Here is a 17,077-nt window from a genome sequence, read left to right on the forward strand (position 1 = left end):
CCCTGACCTAATCCGAGCTGAATTTGTAGCCAACGCCCCAGACCGTTTTAATATACATTGGATTTGAAGGGTCCGGCTCCAGCTTTTCTCGCAATCTTCGAATATAAACAGTTATTGTGCTTTCATCTCCAAGTGTTTCGTATCCCCATACTGCGTCTAATAGCTGACTTTTGGAGAACACTTGATTCTTATGTTTCGATAAGTAGTACAGCAGTTCAAATTCTTTGGCAGATAACGAAATTTCTTGGCCTTCAATGGTTACCTTGTAGGCTTTTTTATCAATGATAAGGCTCCCAAACTGCAGCAATTCATCTTGCTTTGGCTTATTTTCCATGCTTCCTCTCCGCAAATGGGCGTTAATTCTGGCGACGAGCTCGCTTAGAGAAAACGGCTTTGTCATATAATCATCCGCGCCAAATCCGAGTCCAAGTACCTTATCCGTATCGCTGCCTCTAGCGCTCAAAATTAGAATCGGCGTATCGCATGTCTCGCGAATTTGGCGGCAGAGCTCGATCCCGTCCACATCCGGAAGCATGATATCCAAAATAATAAAATCGGGGGACAAGATGTCTATGAAATTCAATCCATCCTGACCGTTCTCAGCAACCAATACCTCATATCCACTGATCGTTATGTAATCTTTCAAAACACGGGATATATCTTTTTCATCTTCAATTACGAGTATTTTACTTGGTCGATTCATCGTTTAATCTCCGCTATGTATTTATAATTTACAAATCCGCGTTCAGGTCATAACAGAGATCTGATACAACCACTTTTCCGGAAGTCATTTCAAATTGGCCAAGAGGTATGATCATGGTGAGTTTGATATTTGAAGATTCTGCTTAAGATGAAAAATACTATATTTAACGAGATTAGCATTTTATGCTGGCGGAATTCAAGTGGGTTAAGGCTTTTTTCATTTTTGCCGCATTTTCAGTTGTTCCAACCAAGGTGGAAAGAGACTGAGTGTCGCGTGTGTCCCTACATTTCAATGAAACTATCCAATAACTTCTTTTTATTGTCCAATAAGAAACTCTTCATTTGTTCATCACTAGATTCATTGCCCTGAATAGATGAACATTGACGTAAAACTCCCCTCATCCTATAATTAGAGTAAATACTCTAATGTTTGAGGTGATCGTATTGCGTACTAAGGAACTTATTCTGCATACCGCTGTGACTTTATTTAATGAACAAGGTACGGGAAAAGTATCAACAAACCATATTGCCACTTCGGCTCAAATGAGTCCGGGCAATTTGTATTATCATTTTAAAAACAAAGAAGAGATCATTCGAGCTATCCTAGACCAAATGTATGCGAAATGGCATCCAATATGGTCACTCCCTGATGACATTCAGGTAACACTTGAGGATTTAAGAAGTAGACTTCTATTAAACTTCGAAATTTTGTGGGAATATCGCTTCTTTTATCGAGAAGCCATTGCATTGCTGCAAGCAGATGCGGAATTGAAACAGAAGCACCAGCAAATGATGGAGAGCAGAATGCTCGATCAAGAGGCTTTCATTGGGCGATTCGTTCAAAGTGGTGTTCTTCAATTTAACCATGGCGTTGATAATCATCGTCAGCTTTTTACGGCGGGCTGGATTGTCGCGACCAATTGGTTAGGTTTCTTAGAAATGAACGGGGTTACTGTAGATTCAGCACGGTTGCAAGAAGGTTTGGAGCTCATCTTGTCCATTATTAAGCCTTACATAGCGATTCATGCCGGAGAGGGGAATTCGTATGATCATATCGAGAAGAAACTTTCTGAAGACTAGCGCCGCCGCAATAGCCTTGATATCGACAGGTGGGGTCATTCGCGCCTTCGATCAAGGAGCTTTTTCCACAGGGAAAGGTCCGGCCTATGAGCCGTGGCAATCATGGAATGAAGAGGATATAGACTCCGATACAAACCCGTTATTCCGTTTCGTTAAAGCATCGATACTAGCCTCTAACGCGCACAATACGCAGCCATGGCTATACCGTATCAGAGAAAACGAGATAGATCTATATACTGATATATCGCGTAATATTGGCACGATGGATCCTTATTTTAGAGAGATGAATATCAGCTTAGGATGCGCAATTGAGAATTTAGATCTAGCTGCCAACGCATCCAGCTACGAATCCAAGGTTACTCTATATCCCGGTGGATTCGAGCAGATTCATGTCGCGAACATCACATTAACACCAGGGGTGATGACTTCGCCAGACCTCTACCATGTAATTGGAAAGCGGCATACCGACCGTGCAGCTTATGACTCAGATAAGCAAGTAGAGCCTGCCACGTTGCAGCAAATGGAGAAGCTCAGTAGTGAGTTCCCCGACGTGAAAGTTGCTTGGTTTACGGATGCGGACAAGAAGACGGAAGTGGGTAATTTGATTATTCACGCAACGGAAGCTATCATCGGCGATCAATCACAGTCAGGGGATAGCCATAAATGGAATAGACATGACTGGGATGAGCTTCAACGGCATAAGGACGGCATATCAATTGACGCGTCAGGCAATTCCGAGATGATTCGGTTTTTCGGGAAAGTGCTTCCTGACTCTGTAAAATCCTTTAACGACTACTGGCTCAAGATGACGAAGAGCCCTCAAGTCTCAACTGCATCCGTCTTTGGCATGCTGCTCGTTCGCAATCAGAGGGATCGAACTCAGTTAATGCAAGCCGGAAGGCTATGGCAGCGAATGCATCTTTGGGCTGTCACCAATGGGCTGGCTGCACAACCTTTGAATCAGCTGCATGAGAGAAGAGATCGCGAGCTTCAGCTAGGCATCGAACCCCTCTTCGGTAAAGCCATAGAGAAGCTAGTCAATGCTCCGGGTTATGAAGGGTTATTTACTTTCCGTATGGGTTATCCCACTGGTCAGGCATTAGCCAGCCCTAGACGTCCTGCTGAGGAAGTATTACTGACTCATCATTAAACAGAAGCTTATGCACGGATAGGCAGAATAAATCCTAAAAAAACTGCGCGTGGGACTGAACCCCGACAGGGGTTTACTCCCCTTCTCTACTCCAAATCGCGACCGTACAAATTCACAATTCACCGCAGCATGATGATGAGGTTGTTTGTTGATGTGGTCTAGCACTAACACTCGACGCTATTGATCGTTGCGGGTTAACTATTAATGCTTAGCTTCAAGTAATTGTATTAGCCTTGTCAATGCACTTGAGTAAATTGAGTCATGTCTATGCACAAACCATACCTGCAAAGCTCGGTACTCTTCAGGCAAACGGTGGGAAGCGATTATGCCCTTCTCTTCCGCCTTGGCAATCGATGATCGTGGTAGCATAGACACGCCGAGCCCAGCGGAAACCCCATCTAGAATAACTGCTAATGTGCCAAATTCCATAATTTGATAGGTGGTCAGACCAGTTCCTCTCAGAAAACTCTCCGCTTTTTCCCGATGCGTACATCCAACATCGAAAAACAACATCGGCTTCGAAAGCAGCTCGTGCATGTCGCTTTTTCCCAGCTCCGAGATCAGTACCAACTCCTCTTCAAAAGCCGCGACATGTTCTATGTCTGGATGGTCAATTGGTCCATATACAAAAGCCCCATCAAGCTCGTAATCCAGCACCCTTTGTAAAAGTGCATGTGTCACACCCGTAATGAGGGATACATTAACATCTGGATATCGTGATTGATACTCAGTCAATAAAGGCGTCAGATGAATGACCGCAGTCGTTTCAATGGAACCGATCCGAAGTGGCCCTGAAGGATGGTCCGAGTATTGTGTAGATTTCACTGCCTCGTCTATCAGAATCAGTATTTTATCCGCATACCCCAGTAAATTCTCGCCAGCCGGAGTTAGCGTCATCCCTCGATTGGATCGCCGAAAAAGGGGGGTTTTCAACTGCGCCTCAAGATACTGAATTCGGTTCGTCACATTAGACTGTACATAATTCAACATTTGCGCAGCCTTGGTTATGCTCCCCTCTCGAGCTACAGCTTGGAATATTCTTAAATCTCCGCTTTCCATTTCTATTTCACCTGCTTGGTATGATCATTTATGATACTCACATTCGGTTTTGTTCATTTTACTGTATGCTTCCCACTCTGTACAATTCACAATAGATGCATCGAAATACGAATTACTGGAGGAGTTAGGATGAAAGCAATCATACATACTGGGATGAACGGCTTGAAGGGCTTAACATATGAAGACGTTAATGACAAACAGCCGGGCTTCGGCGAAGTAAAAGTAAGGCTGAAAACAGCAGGATTGAATCATCGAGACTTATTTCTCATGGCGAATCGAACAAATAAGGATGCCCCCCTAATTATGGGTTCTGATGGCGCGGGTAGAATTGAAGCGGTAGGTGAGTGTGTAACAAACATTACAGTAGGTACCGATGTCATCATTAATCCGTGTATCGGGTGGGAAACCACCCACGATGTCCCGACCGTTCCAGCCATAGTGGGCGGTCCTTCGGATGGTACATTCGCCGAGTCTATCATCATCCCTGCGCAAAATGCCGTCAGCAAACCAGCTTACTTGTCATGGGACGAAGCTGGCGTATTGCCCTTGTCTGCCTTGACAGCTTATCGGGCTTTGTTCACGAGAGGTAGCTTGAAGCAAGGCGATCATATCCTTATCCCAGGTATTGGTGGAGGTGTGGCGACTTATGCCATGCTTATGGCTTCAGCAGCGGGTGCACGAGTCAGTGTCACATCACGCAGTGAAGCAAAAAGGCAGGCTGCTCTTGCACATGGGGCAGATCATGCCTTTGACAGTAATAGCGATTGGAAGGAAAATATGAAAGGAGAAACAGTGGATCTCATCCTAGACAGTATCGGGCCAGCGACGTTCCAACATTACTTTGATGTCATTAAGCCGAATGGCCGTATCGTCACTTATGGAGCAAGCTCAGGAAATCGCATGGAACTAGCGGTACGATCCATATTTTACCCCCAAATCAGTATCATCGGTACCTCCATGGGAAGCAGTGAAGAGTTTATTGCTATGCTTCAATTTATGGAACGCCACTCGATACACCCTATCATTGATAGTGTCTATCCTTTACAAGACACTCTTCAAGCCTTTCAGCGAATGCAACATGGGGAGCAATTTGGGAATATTGGAATAAGAATAGATTGAGACTCTGAAGGTATTCATCTCCATTTTCGTTTGGGTCAGCTTGTTTTTCTATTTTCTATAATAGTAAAAATCCACAACCGGATTCGGTTGTGGATTTTTTGTATGGAGGCGAGGGGAGTCGAACCCCTGTCCGAAGACAACGCCACATAGACTTCTACGGGTGTAGTCACAGATTTGATGTCACCTAGGCTGACGCCCCGTAACCGGCTTCTTCCTAGGTCAGCCTGATTGTCTTCTTCAGCACACCCCAGGCGGAGATGTGACAGCGTATCCCACTAAAGTTGGGCCCCTATCCTGGTACATGGGCGATACAAGGTAGAAGCTCGCTCACAGGTTATTAAGCTGCGAATGCGAAGTTGTTGTTTTGTTTGCCGTTTAATAGGCTTTAGCGTTGATGAAGCGGACGCTCCCCACTACCCGCTATCCATGCTCGAACTATCCCCGTCGAATCCAAAAACGCCCCCGTAATGTGAAACGATTGCCCGTGCTAATCACACGCCCGTTTCATAAAGACGCATCTGTATCCCCGAGTTAACGAGTTGGATGCTAATTGTATCTTCCGCATATGTTTAATGCGCTTGATACATTCTTAGTATATCATATCCTCCTGATTGCTGCCGATAATGTTAATGGGAGTTCAGGTGGTTGTTACCACAAAAAAAATCTTAATTATCTAGCTACCTTCTGTCTCTCACGCAATGCGCGCTGAATGTCACGATCTGCATCGCGCTTAGCGGCTGTATCACGCTTATCGTATAGCTTCTTACCTCGACCAAGACCGAGTAGCAGCTTAGCATAGCCATTACGTACATACACTTTTAGCGGTACTAGTGTATAACCTTGCTGCTTGGTTAATCCAATCAGCTTATTGATCTCAACCTTCTTCAGAAGAAGCTTACGAGCTCTGGTCGGATCAGTTGGGTTACTGCGATTGCCCTGCTCAAAAGGGGATATATGCATGTTATGCACGAATGCCTCTCCATTACGAATCGTTGCGAACGCATCACCAATATTGGCTCTACTTTGGCGTAGTGATTTAATCTCCGTACCTGTTAATACCATACCACATTCAAATGTGTCTTCGATAAAATAGTCATGAGATGCTTTCTTGTTCTGTGCAAGCACTTTGCCGCCGTTCTCATTCTTCTTCACCATGCGAGAGGACTCCTTTCTTTGAGGAAATAAGCAATGAGCGAAGATTTTCGCCTTCGCCCATTGTACCAACTTCGCCCATAGAAATCAAGGTGGAGTCATGATTCAGTTCCGTGATCAGCGTGGACGCTTGCCCTTATTTCTAAGCACATTCACACTGCTTGCCCAGTCACCTGAGTAGCTATTTTTACTGTCGTCACCTTTACCGCGCTTGGATCCTGTTTGAACAGATGAATTGGTATCATTCTTCCGTTTCCCACGTCCAGAAGAACGATCGCCGCCCGAACTTTGCTGGCCATTAGCACCTAGCGAGATTCCACCTTGGCTGCTTCCTTTGCCATTGCGCGATTTCCCACCGCGTTTTCCAGGGCGGCCTTTACCGCTCGCATCATGAGCATTGCTAAAGTAGTCTGACCCTCCATTTGTAGACTCATGGTCTTTGAATGGTGGATCGATACTTGGATCACTCATGGATTGCCCTACTTGAATCCCAATCTTACCGTCTTTATCCTTCTTACGCGACTTAGCAGACTCTCCACTAAACTGCGATTTCCGGTCCTTCTTCCCTTTTTGACCGAAGCCACCAGCATTGCCTTGATCGTCGCGCTTGCCGCCACGTCTGCCTCGACCGCCGCCTGGAACTCCTGATCCACCTCTAGTACGTCCGCCAAACTTATCGAACAGACTTTGCTTACCGCCATTGCGAGGCTTCATATCTACCATCTCAAAGTCGATGGTATGATCATCCATGTTCACGCGTGCCACGCGGATCTTCACTTCGTCTCCGATACGGAATGTCTTGGAAGTACGTTCGCCAATCAGCATATGATACATTTCGTGATAGTTGTAATAATCATCTGTTAGATCGCTAAGACGAATTAAGCCTTCAACTGAATTGTCCAGTTCAATGAACATACCAAAGCCGGTAACCGATGAAATAATCCCTTCGAATTCCTCACCGACTTTATCCAGCATGAATTCTGCCTTCTTGAGCGCTTCTGTATCACGCTCGGCGTCCACAGCCACTCGTTCACGATCAGAAGATTGCTGTGCAATATCCTTCATGCGTTCCGTCATGTATTCATTACGCTGCTCAGATAACACACCATTCTCGATCACTTCGCGAATCATCCGATGGATGACGAGGTCAGGATAACGACGAATTGGTGATGTAAAATGCGAATAGAACTCTGCTGCCAATCCAAAATGGCCAAGACTCTGGGCCTCATACCGCGCTTGCTTCATGGAGCGAAGCATAACTGTCGAGATAACCGTCTCTTCTTTCGTTCCCTTAATCTCCTCAAGTACATCCTGCAACGCTCTTGGATGAACCTTTTTGTTGCCTGCACCCTTAACCACATAACCAAAGTTCGCAACGAATTGCAGAAAATGTATCAGCTTCTCCTGATCGGGATCTTCATGTATACGATACAGGAATGGCACCTTCAGCCAGTAAAAATGCTCCGCGACGGTTTCATTCGCAGCTAGCATGAACTCTTCAATGATCATCTCTGCAATCGAACGTTCTCGTTTAATAATATCCGTCGGCTTCCCGTTCTCATCTACGATAACTTTGGATTCCTGGAAGTCAAAATCAATCGCACCACGGCGCTGACGCTTGCTGCGAAGCTTCATCGCAAGCTCGTCCATCAGCTTAAAGTGATCGACAAGCCCTGCATATCGTTCCATTAATTCTGGATGCTCATCAGGCTCTGTTAAGATTTTGCGGACATTCGTATAAGTCATGCGCTCCGTCGTCTTAATGACGGATGTAAAAATATCATGCCGTACCACATTGGCCTCGCTATCGAATTCCATCTCACAAGACATCGTCAAGCGATTGACTTGAGGATTAAGCGAGCATATTCCGTTCGATAATCGATGAGGCAGCATCGGAATCACGCGGTCCACCAAATAAACGGAGCAACCACGCGCATAGGCTTCACGATCAAGCATAGATCCTTCTTTGACGTAATAGCCTACATCTGCAATATGTACCCCAAGTAAGTAATTCCCATTCGGTAATCGTTCCACATTGACAGCATCATCTAGATCCTTAGCATCTTCGCCGTCGATAGTTACGATCTGTTTGTCTCGCAAATCACGCCGACCTTGTCCTAGAAGCTCTTCATCACTGATTGATTCTGGCGCCTTAGCAGCTTCGGCCATGACTTCTTCACTGAATGCTTCTGGCAAATTATATTTGCGAATGATCGAAAGAATATCCACACCTGGATCATCCTTATGACCCAGAATCTCGACAATTTGCCCTTCTGCCGCAGCACGTCCTTCTGGATAAGATACGATCTTTGCGACCACTTTCTGACCATTCACAGCACCTTGGAACGAACCTTCAGGTATAAAAATGTCCCGATTCACGCGCTTATCGTCGGGAATCACAAAGCCAAACGTACCATTCGATTGGAATGTACCAATGATTTGTGTGTTTGCTCTTGAAATAACCTGTACAACTTCACCCTCAGTTCTACCACCTGAAGGGCTCTGCGAAGTTATGCGAACGAGAATCGTATCTCCATTCATCGCAGTATGCATATCGGCCGCATTAATATAAATATCCTGCTGATCCCGATCATCAGGAATAAGGAAGCCAAAACCCTTCGCATGCGCCTGCAGCCTGCCTCTTAACATATTCATCCGTTCAGGAACACCGTACCGATCATTATTGGAGCGTAGAATGAACCCTTTATTTTCAAGCTCATTCAGAACTTTCAAGAATTGTTTGAAATCTTCCGCGCGTTGAATGCCAAAATGCTTTTCTAGCTCACCATAGGTCATGGGTCTATAAGCAGTTTCTCGCATGAACGTTAGAATATCCTGTTCTGTAATCATTATCGTCACCTTCTATCCATTTGCTTCTATAATCCTAAATAAAAAACAGCAGGTATAGGTTGCCCCTGCTGTCTTAAATTTATTTGTTACTATGATTTTACAAAATAAGCTACGACAAGAGACAATATGAAAAATGCACTTGCCAATCCAATAGTTAGACGTTCCAAGAACAACTCTAAGCCGCGTGCCTTTTGTTTACCGAACAAATGTTCAGCACCACCAGAAATTGCGCCTGCAAGTCCTGCACTTTTACCTTTTTGTAGTAAAACTACAATGATCAATCCAACCGAAGCAATCACAAGTAACACTTTCCATAATAATTCCATATCGACACCTCATAGTTATTTCTCAACATAAAAAATAAAACAAGCATCTATTATTTTAACACAGATAGTGATCAGTAGCAATATTTATACACAACAGTCATAAAAAAGGGACCCCTCACGAGGTCCCTCAAGCTATTTAAGCTAATTACTTAGCAAAGTTCTTCAAGTTGTAGAATGCTTTGCGACCAGCATATTGTGCAACATAAGCCAATTCGTCTTCAATGCGAAGCAATTGGTTGTATTTCGCAACACGGTCAGTACGTGAAGGAGCACCTGTCTTGATTTGACCAGCGTTAGTCGCTACTGCGATGTCAGCGATTGTGCTGTCTTCGGATTCACCGGAACGGTGGGAGATTACTGCTGTGTAACCAGCGCGTTTAGCCATTTCGATTGCATCAAATGTTTCAGTAAGCGTACCGATTTGGTTAACTTTAACCAAGATGGAGTTACCGATTCCTTTTTCAATACCAGTGGACAGACGCTCTGTGTTTGTAACGAACAAGTCGTCACCAACAAGCTGAACTTTGTTGCCCAATTTTTCAGTAAGCAATTTCCAACCTTCCCAGTCATCTTCAGACATACCGTCTTCAATTGTGATGATTGGATATTTCTCAACCCATGAAGCAAGAAGATCAACATACTCAGCGGATGTGTAGGATTTGCCTTCACCTGCAAGTGTGTATTTGCCATCTTTGTAGAACTCAGTGGAAGCAACGTCCATACCTAGGAATACGTCAACGCCTGGTTTGTAACCAGCTTTTTCGATTGCTTCGATGATCGTTGTGATTGCTTCTTCGTTGGATGACAAGTTAGGAGCGAAACCACCTTCGTCACCTACAGCTGTGTTAAGGCCTTTGGATTGCAATACGCCTTTCAAGCTGTGGAAGATTTCTGCGCCTGTGCGAAGAGCTTCTTTGAATGTTGGAGCACCAACTGGAAGAACCATGAACTCTTGAACGTCGATGTTGTTGTCTGCGTGCTCGCCACCGTTGATGATGTTCATCATTGGAACTGGAAGAGCTTTTGCGTTGAATCCGCCAAGGTATACATATAAAGGAATGTCTAATGCTTCAGCTGCTGCACGAGCAGTTGCCATGGATACAGCAAGAATAGCGTTAGCTCCTAGTTTGCCTTTGTTTGCAGTACCATCTAGCTCGATCATTTTGTTGTCTACGCCAACTTGATCAAGAGCGTCTAGACCGATTAATTCTGGAGCGATAATTTCATTAACGTTCTTAACAGCTTTCTCTACACCTTTACCAAGGTAACGGCCTTTGTCACCATCACGAAGCTCAACAGCTTCGTGTGCGCCTGTGGAAGCACCAGAAGGTACAATTGCGCGGCCCATTGCGCCGGACTCTAAGTATACTTCTACTTCAACTGTTGGATTACCACGGGAATCAAGCACTTCGCGTGCATATACGTCTGAAATAATTGTCATTTGAATTACACTCCTTTAATTTGCTGAAACGGTTATGTTTCAAAATTTGTAGTATTGGTTAGATTGATTATTTCTCTATAACTGATCTTCCTGTCATTTCGGCAGGTTGTTCAATCCCAAGTAAATTTAGCATAGTTGGTGCAATGTCTGCTAGAATTCCGCCTTCGCGAAGCTTCACATTCTTATCTGTAACGATGAATGGCACTGGATTTGTCGTATGTGCAGTGAATGGACGATCTTGTTCGTCACGAACGAGATCCGCATTACCATGGTCAGCCGTGATGCAAACAGCTCCGCCTTTGGCAAGAATCGCATCGACAACTTTACCCATGCACTCATCTGTCACTTCAACAGCGCGAACTGTCGGTTCAACAAGACCAGAGTGACCCACCATATCAGGGTTAGCAAAGTTCAAGATAATCATATCTTGTGCATCAGCTTCAATTTCTTTCAGAACTGCTTCTGTTACTTCATAAGCACTCATCTCTGGCTGTAGATCATAAGTAGCTACTTTAGGTGAAGGAATTAGAATGCGTTTCTCACCAGGGAGCTCTTCATGACGTCCACCATTGAAGAAGAACGTTACATGCGGATACTTCTCTGTCTCAGCAATTCGCAATTGCTTAAGTCCTTTATTCGATACCACATCACCGATTGTGTTCGTAATATCTTTAGGAGAGAAAGCTACAGATCCTTTAACAGACGCATCATAAGTCGTCATGCATACAAAGTTAAGCTCCTCTGGGTGATTAGCACCACGATCAAAACCATTAAACTCAGGATTTGTTAGAGCTTGTGAAATTTGAATCGCACGGTCAGGACGGAAGTTAAAGAAAATCATGGAATCGCCTGATGCTACTGTAGTAAGCGCCTTACCACTGCCATCCGTGATAACAGTTGGTACAAAGAACTCATCAAGTACGTTCTGTTCATACGATTCTTTAACCGCCTGGATTGGATCTGTATGCGTAGGACCATCGCCATAAACCATAGAACGATAAGATTTCTCCACACGTTCCCAGCGCTTATCGCGGTCCATTGCATAGTAACGGCCTTGGACTGTAGCAATCTGTCCTACACCGATTTCTTTGATTTTTGCTTGGAGCTCTTCTAAATAACCAACAGCCGAGCTAGGTGCTACATCTCGTCCATCCAAAATAGCATGAACATAAACGTTATTGAAGCTCTCACGCTTTGCTAATTCTAGCAAGGCATATAGATGAGAGTTATGCGAGTGAACACCACCATCAGATAGAAGACCGAGTAAATGCAATTGCTTGCCTTTCTCTTTAGCACTTCGTACTGCGTCTACAAGCTTGTCAATTTCAAAGAATTCTCCATCACGAATGGATTTGGTAATACGAGTTAGATCTTGATATACGATGCGACCTGCACCGATGTTCAAATGTCCGACTTCCGAGTTGCCCATTTGCCCTTCAGGCAAACCAACAGCTTCACCACAAGCAGTTAAAGTTGTAAAAGGGAACTCCTGACGAAACCGATCATAATTAGGTTTCTTTGCTTGCGCAACCGCATTGCCTTGTACTTCGTCACGCAAACCAAATCCGTCCATAATAATTAACGCAACAGGTTTACGAGCAGCCATTTATTTCGCCCCCTGAACAAGTGCGATATAGGAAGCAGGCTCAAGAGACGCTCCACCAACAAGAGCACCATCGATGTCTTGCTCGCCCATATATTCAGTAACATTATTAGGTTTAACAGAACCGCCATATTGAATACGAACAGCATCTGCTACGGATGAATCATATAAAGCTGCAATTAAGCTGCGGATGTAGCCAATAACATCTTGTGCATCTGCTGCTGTCGAGGATTTGCCTGTTCCAATCGCCCAGATTGGTTCATAAGCAACAACCACCTGCTTAGCAAGCTCAGCAGAAAGTCCAGCGAATGCAGCTTCTGTTTGCACTTTACACACGTCTTTCGTCTGTCCAGCTTCACGTTCCTCAAGCTTCTCTCCAACACAGACGATTGGTGTAACACCATACTTAAATGCAGCGTGAACTTTCTTGTTCACTGTTTCATCTGTTTCTGCATAATAAGCACGACGCTCGGAGTGTCCGATAATGACATAGTGTACGCCTAGATCTTGAAGCATTAGGCCAGAGATTTCCCCAGTGAATGCGCCATTTTCTTCCCAGTGCATATTTTGTGCGCCTACTTTAATGGAAGTGCCTTTAACAGCTTCCACAAGTGCAGGAAGGCAAGTATAAGGTGCGCATACAACGCTCTCTACTCCTGCAACTTCCGCGCCGCCTTTAATTTCATTTACAAATGCTGTAGCTTCGGAAACTGTTTTGAACATTTTCCAGTTTCCTGCAATGATTGGTGTTCTAGTCATCTAAATCAAGCTTCCTCTCTATTACTTATCGTTAAGTGCAACAACACCTGGCAGTGCTTTGCCTTCCATGAATTCTAGTGATGCGCCGCCACCAGTTGAAATATGATCCATCTTGCTAGCTAGACCGAATTTTTCAACTGCTGCTGCAGAATCGCCACCGCCAATGACTGTGTAACCTGCTGTTTGCGCACATGCTTCTGCAACAGCTTTCGTACCGTTTGCAAAAGCATCCATTTCGAATACGCCCATTGGACCATTCCAAACGATAAGCTTGGAGTTTTTAATTGTATCAGCATAAATATCGCGAGTTTTCGGCCCAATATCTAGACCTTCCCAGTCAGCAGGAATATCCGTTACATCGACGACTTTGGTATTCGCTGTCGGACTGAAATCATCTGCTACGACAATATCAACTGCAAGCAATAGATTCACGTTATTCGCTTTTGCCTTCTCAATAAAGCCTAACGCCATATCAAGCTTCTCGTTATCAACTAGTGATTTACCGATCTCGTGGCCTAGCGCTTTGATGAATGTATAAGATAAACCGCCGCCAATGATCACATTATCTGCGATTTCAATCATTTTATTGATAACATCGATTTTATCTTTAACTTTGGAGCCCCCGATAATCGCTGTAAAAGGACGTTCAGGATTTAAAAGTGCTTTGCCTAGTACGCTAAGCTCTTTCTCCATCAATAGTCCGGATACCGCTGGCAAGTAATGAGCAATACCTTCTGTTGAAGCATGAGCACGGTGTGCAGCGCCAAATGCGTCGTTAACATACAGATCAGCAAGCTCTGCAAATGATTTAGCCAGTTCAGCATCGTTCTTTTCTTCACCTTCATAGAAACGAACGTTTTCAAGAAGCAGCACATTACCATCATTCATCGCCGCTACTTGTGCTTTCACCGCATCGCCAATTGCTTCATCAGCCTTAGCTACTGGCTTACCAAGTAATTCAGAAAGACGAACTCCAGCCTGTGTTAAACGCATCTCGTCAACGAACTTACCTTTTGGACGACCAAGGTGAGAAGCCAAAATTACTTTCGCACCGCGCTCAACGAGATATTTAATCGTTGGCAATGTTTCACGGATACGAGTATCGTCGGTAATATGTCCGTTCTCCATCGGCACGTTAAAATCAACGCGCACAAACACCTTTTTGCCTGAAACTTCAACGTCGCGTACACTCTTCTTGTTCATAGGATAGCCTCCCCAAAGTTTGTCTGTATCAGAGATAAAGAGGAGAATCACTTCTCCTCTTATTTTTACAAATCACCCGTATAAGTGGGTACTATTATAGACCTTTTTTAGCAATGAATTGTACAAGGTCAACTACGCGGTTGGAGTAACCCCACTCATTATCGTACCAGGAAACAACTTTAAGCATGTTGTCACCAACTACCATTGTGCACAAGCTGTCGATTGTGGAGGAAGCTGGGTCGCTGTTGAAGTCTGAAGATACAAGCGGCTCTTCAGTGTAGTTCATGATGCCTTTAAGTGGGCCGTTAGCTGCTTCTTTCAAAGCACCGTTAACTTCTTCAACAGTTACGTTCTTGCTAAGTTCAACTACAAGGTCAGTAACGGATACGTTAGGTGTAGGAACACGCATAGCCATACCGTTCAATTTACCTTTAAGTTCTGGTAATACTAGAGAAACGGCTTTAGCAGCACCAGTTGTTGAAGGGATAATGTTCTCAGCTGCTGCACGAGCACGACGAAGGTCTTTGTGCGGAAGGTCAAGAACGTTTTGGTCGTTAGTGTAGGAGTGAACTGTAGTCATCATACCTTTAACGATACCGAATTTGTCATTAATAACTTTAGCAAATGGTGCTAAGCAGTTTGTTGTGCAAGATGCGTTGGAAATAACGTTGTGGCTTGCAGCATCGTATTTATCTTCGTTAACGCCCATAACGATTGTAATATCTTCGTTAGTTGCTGGAGCGGAGATAATAACTTTTTTAACAGAACCTTTGATATGTGCTTCTGCTTTTTCTTTAGCTGTGAAGATACCAGTGGATTCTACTACTACTTCAACGCCGAAGTCTGACCATGCAAGATCAGCAGGGTTGCGCTCAGCAAATACTTTAACGGATTTACCGTTAACTTTAAGTTCGCCTTCGCCAGCTTCTACTGTAGCATCAAGCTTGCCATGAGTTGTGTCATATTTCAAAAGGTGAGCAAGTGTTTTTACGTCTGTTAGATCGTTAATCGCTACGATCTCAACTTCTGGATTGTTAAGTGCTGCGCGGAATACGTTACGTCCAATACGTCCAAAACCATTAATACCAACTTTAGTCATAATTATGGTTCCTCCCTAAAAATAATATATATATTTCAAGACTAGCCTTAAGGGGCGAGTCGAGATAACTTGCTTAAGGTGCGTACTTGATGATTTCAAGAGCGGCAGCTTCATCTGTCACAAGAATATCCTCATGGCCGAATTTCAAAAAAGCTGCAATTGCTTTGCCTTTACTTTGACCACCAGCTACTCCAATAACAACCTCTGTTTCCTGAATGTCTTCAAGCTGAAGACCAAGTGTCATCATCTTATGAACGACATGTCCGTTGTTGTCAAAATAATACCCAAATGCTTCAGCTTCCGCTCCAACATTTTGCAGCATGCTAATCGTAGCTTCTCCAACTTTCCGTCGTTTAGCCATGACCATAGCATCTCCAATTCCGTGAACAACAATGCGACAGTTGCGGACAAAACTGACAATTTCCTTTACGCTCGGCTCTTGAAGCAAGCTTTGGTAAGCTTCTTCGCCAAGATCGTCAGGTACATGTAGCAAGCGATATTGTCCACCAATACGCTGCGCCATTTGCGATGCGACGGTATTAGCTTGCAATTCCACGCTTTCTCCAAGACCGCCTCTAGCAGGAACGAACCAAGCTTCTTTAATAGGAGCCGAACTGCTCATATGATTCGCTACCTCTGCAATTGTCGAGCCGCCTGTAACCGAAACGACATCACCATTAGTTACAAGCTTACGGAGAATGGTTGCCGCCGTTCGTCCAAGTTCCTTCTTGGTAAAGAATGAACGATCGGAATCCCCTGGAACGATAATAACTTGGGATAATCCATAAGTAGTTCGAATCTGCGATTCCAGATCCGTTAATTCGAATACCTCTTTAATCATGGGCTCTATTTGATCAAGCAATAGTTGCCCAGCAGGAGTGATTCGCATACCGTTAGATTCAATTTCCAGAAGACCTTGTGATTTAAGAAAATCGACTTCTCCGCGAAGAACACGTTCCGTGATATTAAGTGATACGGCGAGTGTTCTTCTGCCAATCACACCTGAAATCATGATGTGATGTAGGATTGTATATCTCTTCTTCATCACATCGAGCAAATCAGGTACTAGTTGTTTCTGTACTTCCAGAATCCGTTTCATAATATATCTAATCTCTCCCACACCATGCTGGACAAAAAATGTCCCGTTAGTACATTTTTAGTCCCGCTAGCTACGTTTTCATTATATCCCATTTTTTTTCATGGTGCAACCTGCTAACTGCATTAATTTTAGATTGATTTTCATGCCTATCTATCATATAATTACCTTTGCTGTTGCACTCGCTTATTTCAGAGTCAACACTTGCTATTATGCGCCCATGGTCCAACGGATATGACGTAGGCCTCCGGAGCCTGAGATCGAGGTTCGATTCCTCGTGGGCGCGTTATAATCTTCAAACTAAAGAGAGCTCCCACAGTTGGGAGCTCTTTTCTATAGGCTTTTAAATAATCTGCTTATAATGTTTGACCTTAATTGACCTTTAGGTTTATTTGGAGTATGATATGGATATATTCAAACAAGTAAAAGATCAACACA

At 44.1% G+C, this 17,077-nt stretch carries 14 protein-coding genes, 1 tRNA gene and 1 other RNA gene; 4 read left to right on the forward strand and 12 right to left on the reverse strand.

The features are described from left to right. Positions 1-7 precede the first annotated feature (7 nt). Positions 8-703, reverse strand: coding sequence for a response regulator transcription factor (locus tag E0485_RS15280; RefSeq protein ID WP_132418939.1), 696 nt, complete (start codon positions 701-703; stop codon positions 8-10). A gap of 443 nt (positions 704-1,146) precedes the next feature. Between E0485_RS15280 and E0485_RS15285 the strand changes: the two genes are divergently transcribed. Further along, positions 1,147-1,782 carry a TetR/AcrR family transcriptional regulator gene (locus tag E0485_RS15285; protein WP_165921201.1) on the forward strand — a complete coding sequence of 212 codons (636 nt, stop codon included), beginning with the start codon at positions 1,147-1,149 and terminating at the stop codon, positions 1,780-1,782. Further along, positions 1,748-2,932: a twin-arginine translocation signal domain-containing protein gene (locus E0485_RS15290; RefSeq protein ID WP_165921202.1), complete on the forward strand. Its 1,185-nt coding sequence runs from the start codon at positions 1,748-1,750 to the stop codon at positions 2,930-2,932. The genes E0485_RS15285 and E0485_RS15290 overlap by 35 nt, the downstream gene beginning before the upstream one ends. 201 nt (positions 2,933-3,133) lie before the next feature. Here E0485_RS15290 and E0485_RS15295 read toward each other — a convergent pair whose 3' ends face one another. Then, a complete protein-coding gene (locus E0485_RS15295) occupies positions 3,134-3,991 on the reverse strand; it encodes a LysR family transcriptional regulator (RefSeq protein ID WP_132418942.1) in 858 nt (285 codons plus the stop codon). 129 nt (positions 3,992-4,120) lie between these two features. Between E0485_RS15295 and E0485_RS15300 the strand changes: the two genes are divergently transcribed. Further along, entirely contained in the window at positions 4,121-5,110 is a 990-nt protein-coding gene (locus E0485_RS15300) for a zinc-binding dehydrogenase (RefSeq protein WP_132418943.1), read from the forward strand. Between the two features lie 100 nt (positions 5,111-5,210). Here the strand turns inward: E0485_RS15300 and ssrA are convergent. The 10 genes from ssrA to E0485_RS15350 form a co-directional block, all read right to left on the reverse strand. Then, positions 5,211-5,574, reverse strand: a transfer-messenger RNA (tmRNA) gene (gene ssrA, locus E0485_RS15305). Between the two features lie 205 nt (positions 5,575-5,779). Next, positions 5,780-6,265, reverse strand: a complete 486-nt coding sequence (gene smpB / locus E0485_RS15310) for an SsrA-binding protein SmpB (protein ID WP_132418944.1) — start codon at positions 6,263-6,265, stop codon at positions 5,780-5,782. Between the two features lie 114 nt (positions 6,266-6,379). Next, positions 6,380-9,112 (reverse strand): ribonuclease R, encoded by a 2,733-nt coding sequence (gene rnr, locus E0485_RS15315; RefSeq protein WP_132418945.1) that lies wholly within the window; start codon positions 9,110-9,112, stop codon positions 6,380-6,382. An 89-nt stretch (positions 9,113-9,201) separates the two neighbouring features. Then, complete coding sequence (secG, locus tag E0485_RS15320; protein ID WP_132418946.1) at positions 9,202-9,438, reverse strand: preprotein translocase subunit SecG; 237 nt, start codon at positions 9,436-9,438, stop codon at positions 9,202-9,204. Between the two features lie 145 nt (positions 9,439-9,583). Next, complete coding sequence (gene eno / locus E0485_RS15325; RefSeq protein WP_132418947.1) at positions 9,584-10,879, reverse strand: phosphopyruvate hydratase; 1,296 nt, start codon at positions 10,877-10,879, stop codon at positions 9,584-9,586. A 67-nt stretch (positions 10,880-10,946) separates the two neighbouring features. Further along, positions 10,947-12,485, reverse strand: a complete 1,539-nt coding sequence (gene gpmI / locus E0485_RS15330; protein WP_132418948.1) for a 2,3-bisphosphoglycerate-independent phosphoglycerate mutase — start codon at positions 12,483-12,485, stop codon at positions 10,947-10,949. Further along, positions 12,486-13,241: a triose-phosphate isomerase gene (gene tpiA / locus E0485_RS15335; RefSeq protein ID WP_132418949.1), complete on the reverse strand. Its 756-nt coding sequence runs from the start codon at positions 13,239-13,241 to the stop codon at positions 12,486-12,488. A gap of 21 nt (positions 13,242-13,262) precedes the next feature. After that, a complete protein-coding gene (locus E0485_RS15340) occupies positions 13,263-14,444 on the reverse strand; it encodes a phosphoglycerate kinase (RefSeq protein WP_132418950.1) in 1,182 nt (393 codons plus the stop codon). Between the two features lie 94 nt (positions 14,445-14,538). Further along, a complete protein-coding gene (gap, locus tag E0485_RS15345) occupies positions 14,539-15,543 on the reverse strand; it encodes a type I glyceraldehyde-3-phosphate dehydrogenase (RefSeq protein ID WP_132418951.1) in 1,005 nt (334 codons plus the stop codon). A gap of 73 nt (positions 15,544-15,616) precedes the next feature. Beyond that, the gene (locus tag E0485_RS15350; RefSeq protein WP_132418952.1) at positions 15,617-16,642 is read right to left on the reverse strand and encodes a sugar-binding transcriptional regulator; all 1,026 of its coding nucleotides are present in this window, start codon (positions 16,640-16,642) and stop codon (positions 15,617-15,619) included. Positions 16,643-16,853: 211 nt separating this feature from the next. On the opposite strand from E0485_RS15350, the gene E0485_RS15355 reads away from it, so the two are divergent. After that, positions 16,854-16,925: transfer RNA gene (locus E0485_RS15355), tRNA-Arg, on the forward strand. The last annotated feature ends 152 nt before the right edge of the window (positions 16,926-17,077 follow it).

The organism is Paenibacillus albiflavus (assembly GCF_004344915.1).
GTDB lineage: Bacteria > Bacillota > Bacilli > Paenibacillales > NBRC-103111 > Paenibacillus_AM > Paenibacillus_AM albiflavus.

What these genes read in the sequence shown, in the direction of transcription:
- E0485_RS15280 (WP_132418939.1), bottom strand. Translation starts at nt 703, where the DNA reads ATGAATCGACCAAGTAAAATACTCGTAATTGAAGATGAAAAAGATATA.
- E0485_RS15290 (WP_165921202.1), top strand. Translation starts at nt 1,748, where the DNA reads ATGATCATATCGAGAAGAAACTTTCTGAAGACTAGCGCCGCCGCAATA.
- E0485_RS15295 (WP_132418942.1), bottom strand. Translation starts at nt 3,991, where the DNA reads ATGGAAAGCGGAGATTTAAGAATATTCCAAGCTGTAGCTCGAGAGGGG.
- E0485_RS15300 (WP_132418943.1), top strand. Translation starts at nt 4,121, where the DNA reads ATGAAAGCAATCATACATACTGGGATGAACGGCTTGAAGGGCTTAACA.
- smpB (WP_132418944.1), bottom strand. Translation starts at nt 6,265, where the DNA reads ATGGTGAAGAAGAATGAGAACGGCGGCAAAGTGCTTGCACAGAACAAG.
- rnr (WP_132418945.1), bottom strand. Translation starts at nt 9,112, where the DNA reads ATGATTACAGAACAGGATATTCTAACGTTCATGCGAGAAACTGCTTAT.
- secG (WP_132418946.1), bottom strand. Translation starts at nt 9,438, where the DNA reads ATGGAATTATTATGGAAAGTGTTACTTGTGATTGCTTCGGTTGGATTG.
- eno (WP_132418947.1), bottom strand. Translation starts at nt 10,879, where the DNA reads ATGACAATTATTTCAGACGTATATGCACGCGAAGTGCTTGATTCCCGT.
- gpmI (WP_132418948.1), bottom strand. Translation starts at nt 12,485, where the DNA reads ATGGCTGCTCGTAAACCTGTTGCGTTAATTATTATGGACGGATTTGGT.
- tpiA (WP_132418949.1), bottom strand. Translation starts at nt 13,241, where the DNA reads ATGACTAGAACACCAATCATTGCAGGAAACTGGAAAATGTTCAAAACA.
- E0485_RS15340 (WP_132418950.1), bottom strand. Translation starts at nt 14,444, where the DNA reads ATGAACAAGAAGAGTGTACGCGACGTTGAAGTTTCAGGCAAAAAGGTG.
- gap (WP_132418951.1), bottom strand. Translation starts at nt 15,543, where the DNA reads ATGACTAAAGTTGGTATTAATGGTTTTGGACGTATTGGACGTAACGTA.
- E0485_RS15350 (WP_132418952.1), bottom strand. Translation starts at nt 16,642, where the DNA reads ATGAAACGGATTCTGGAAGTACAGAAACAACTAGTACCTGATTTGCTC.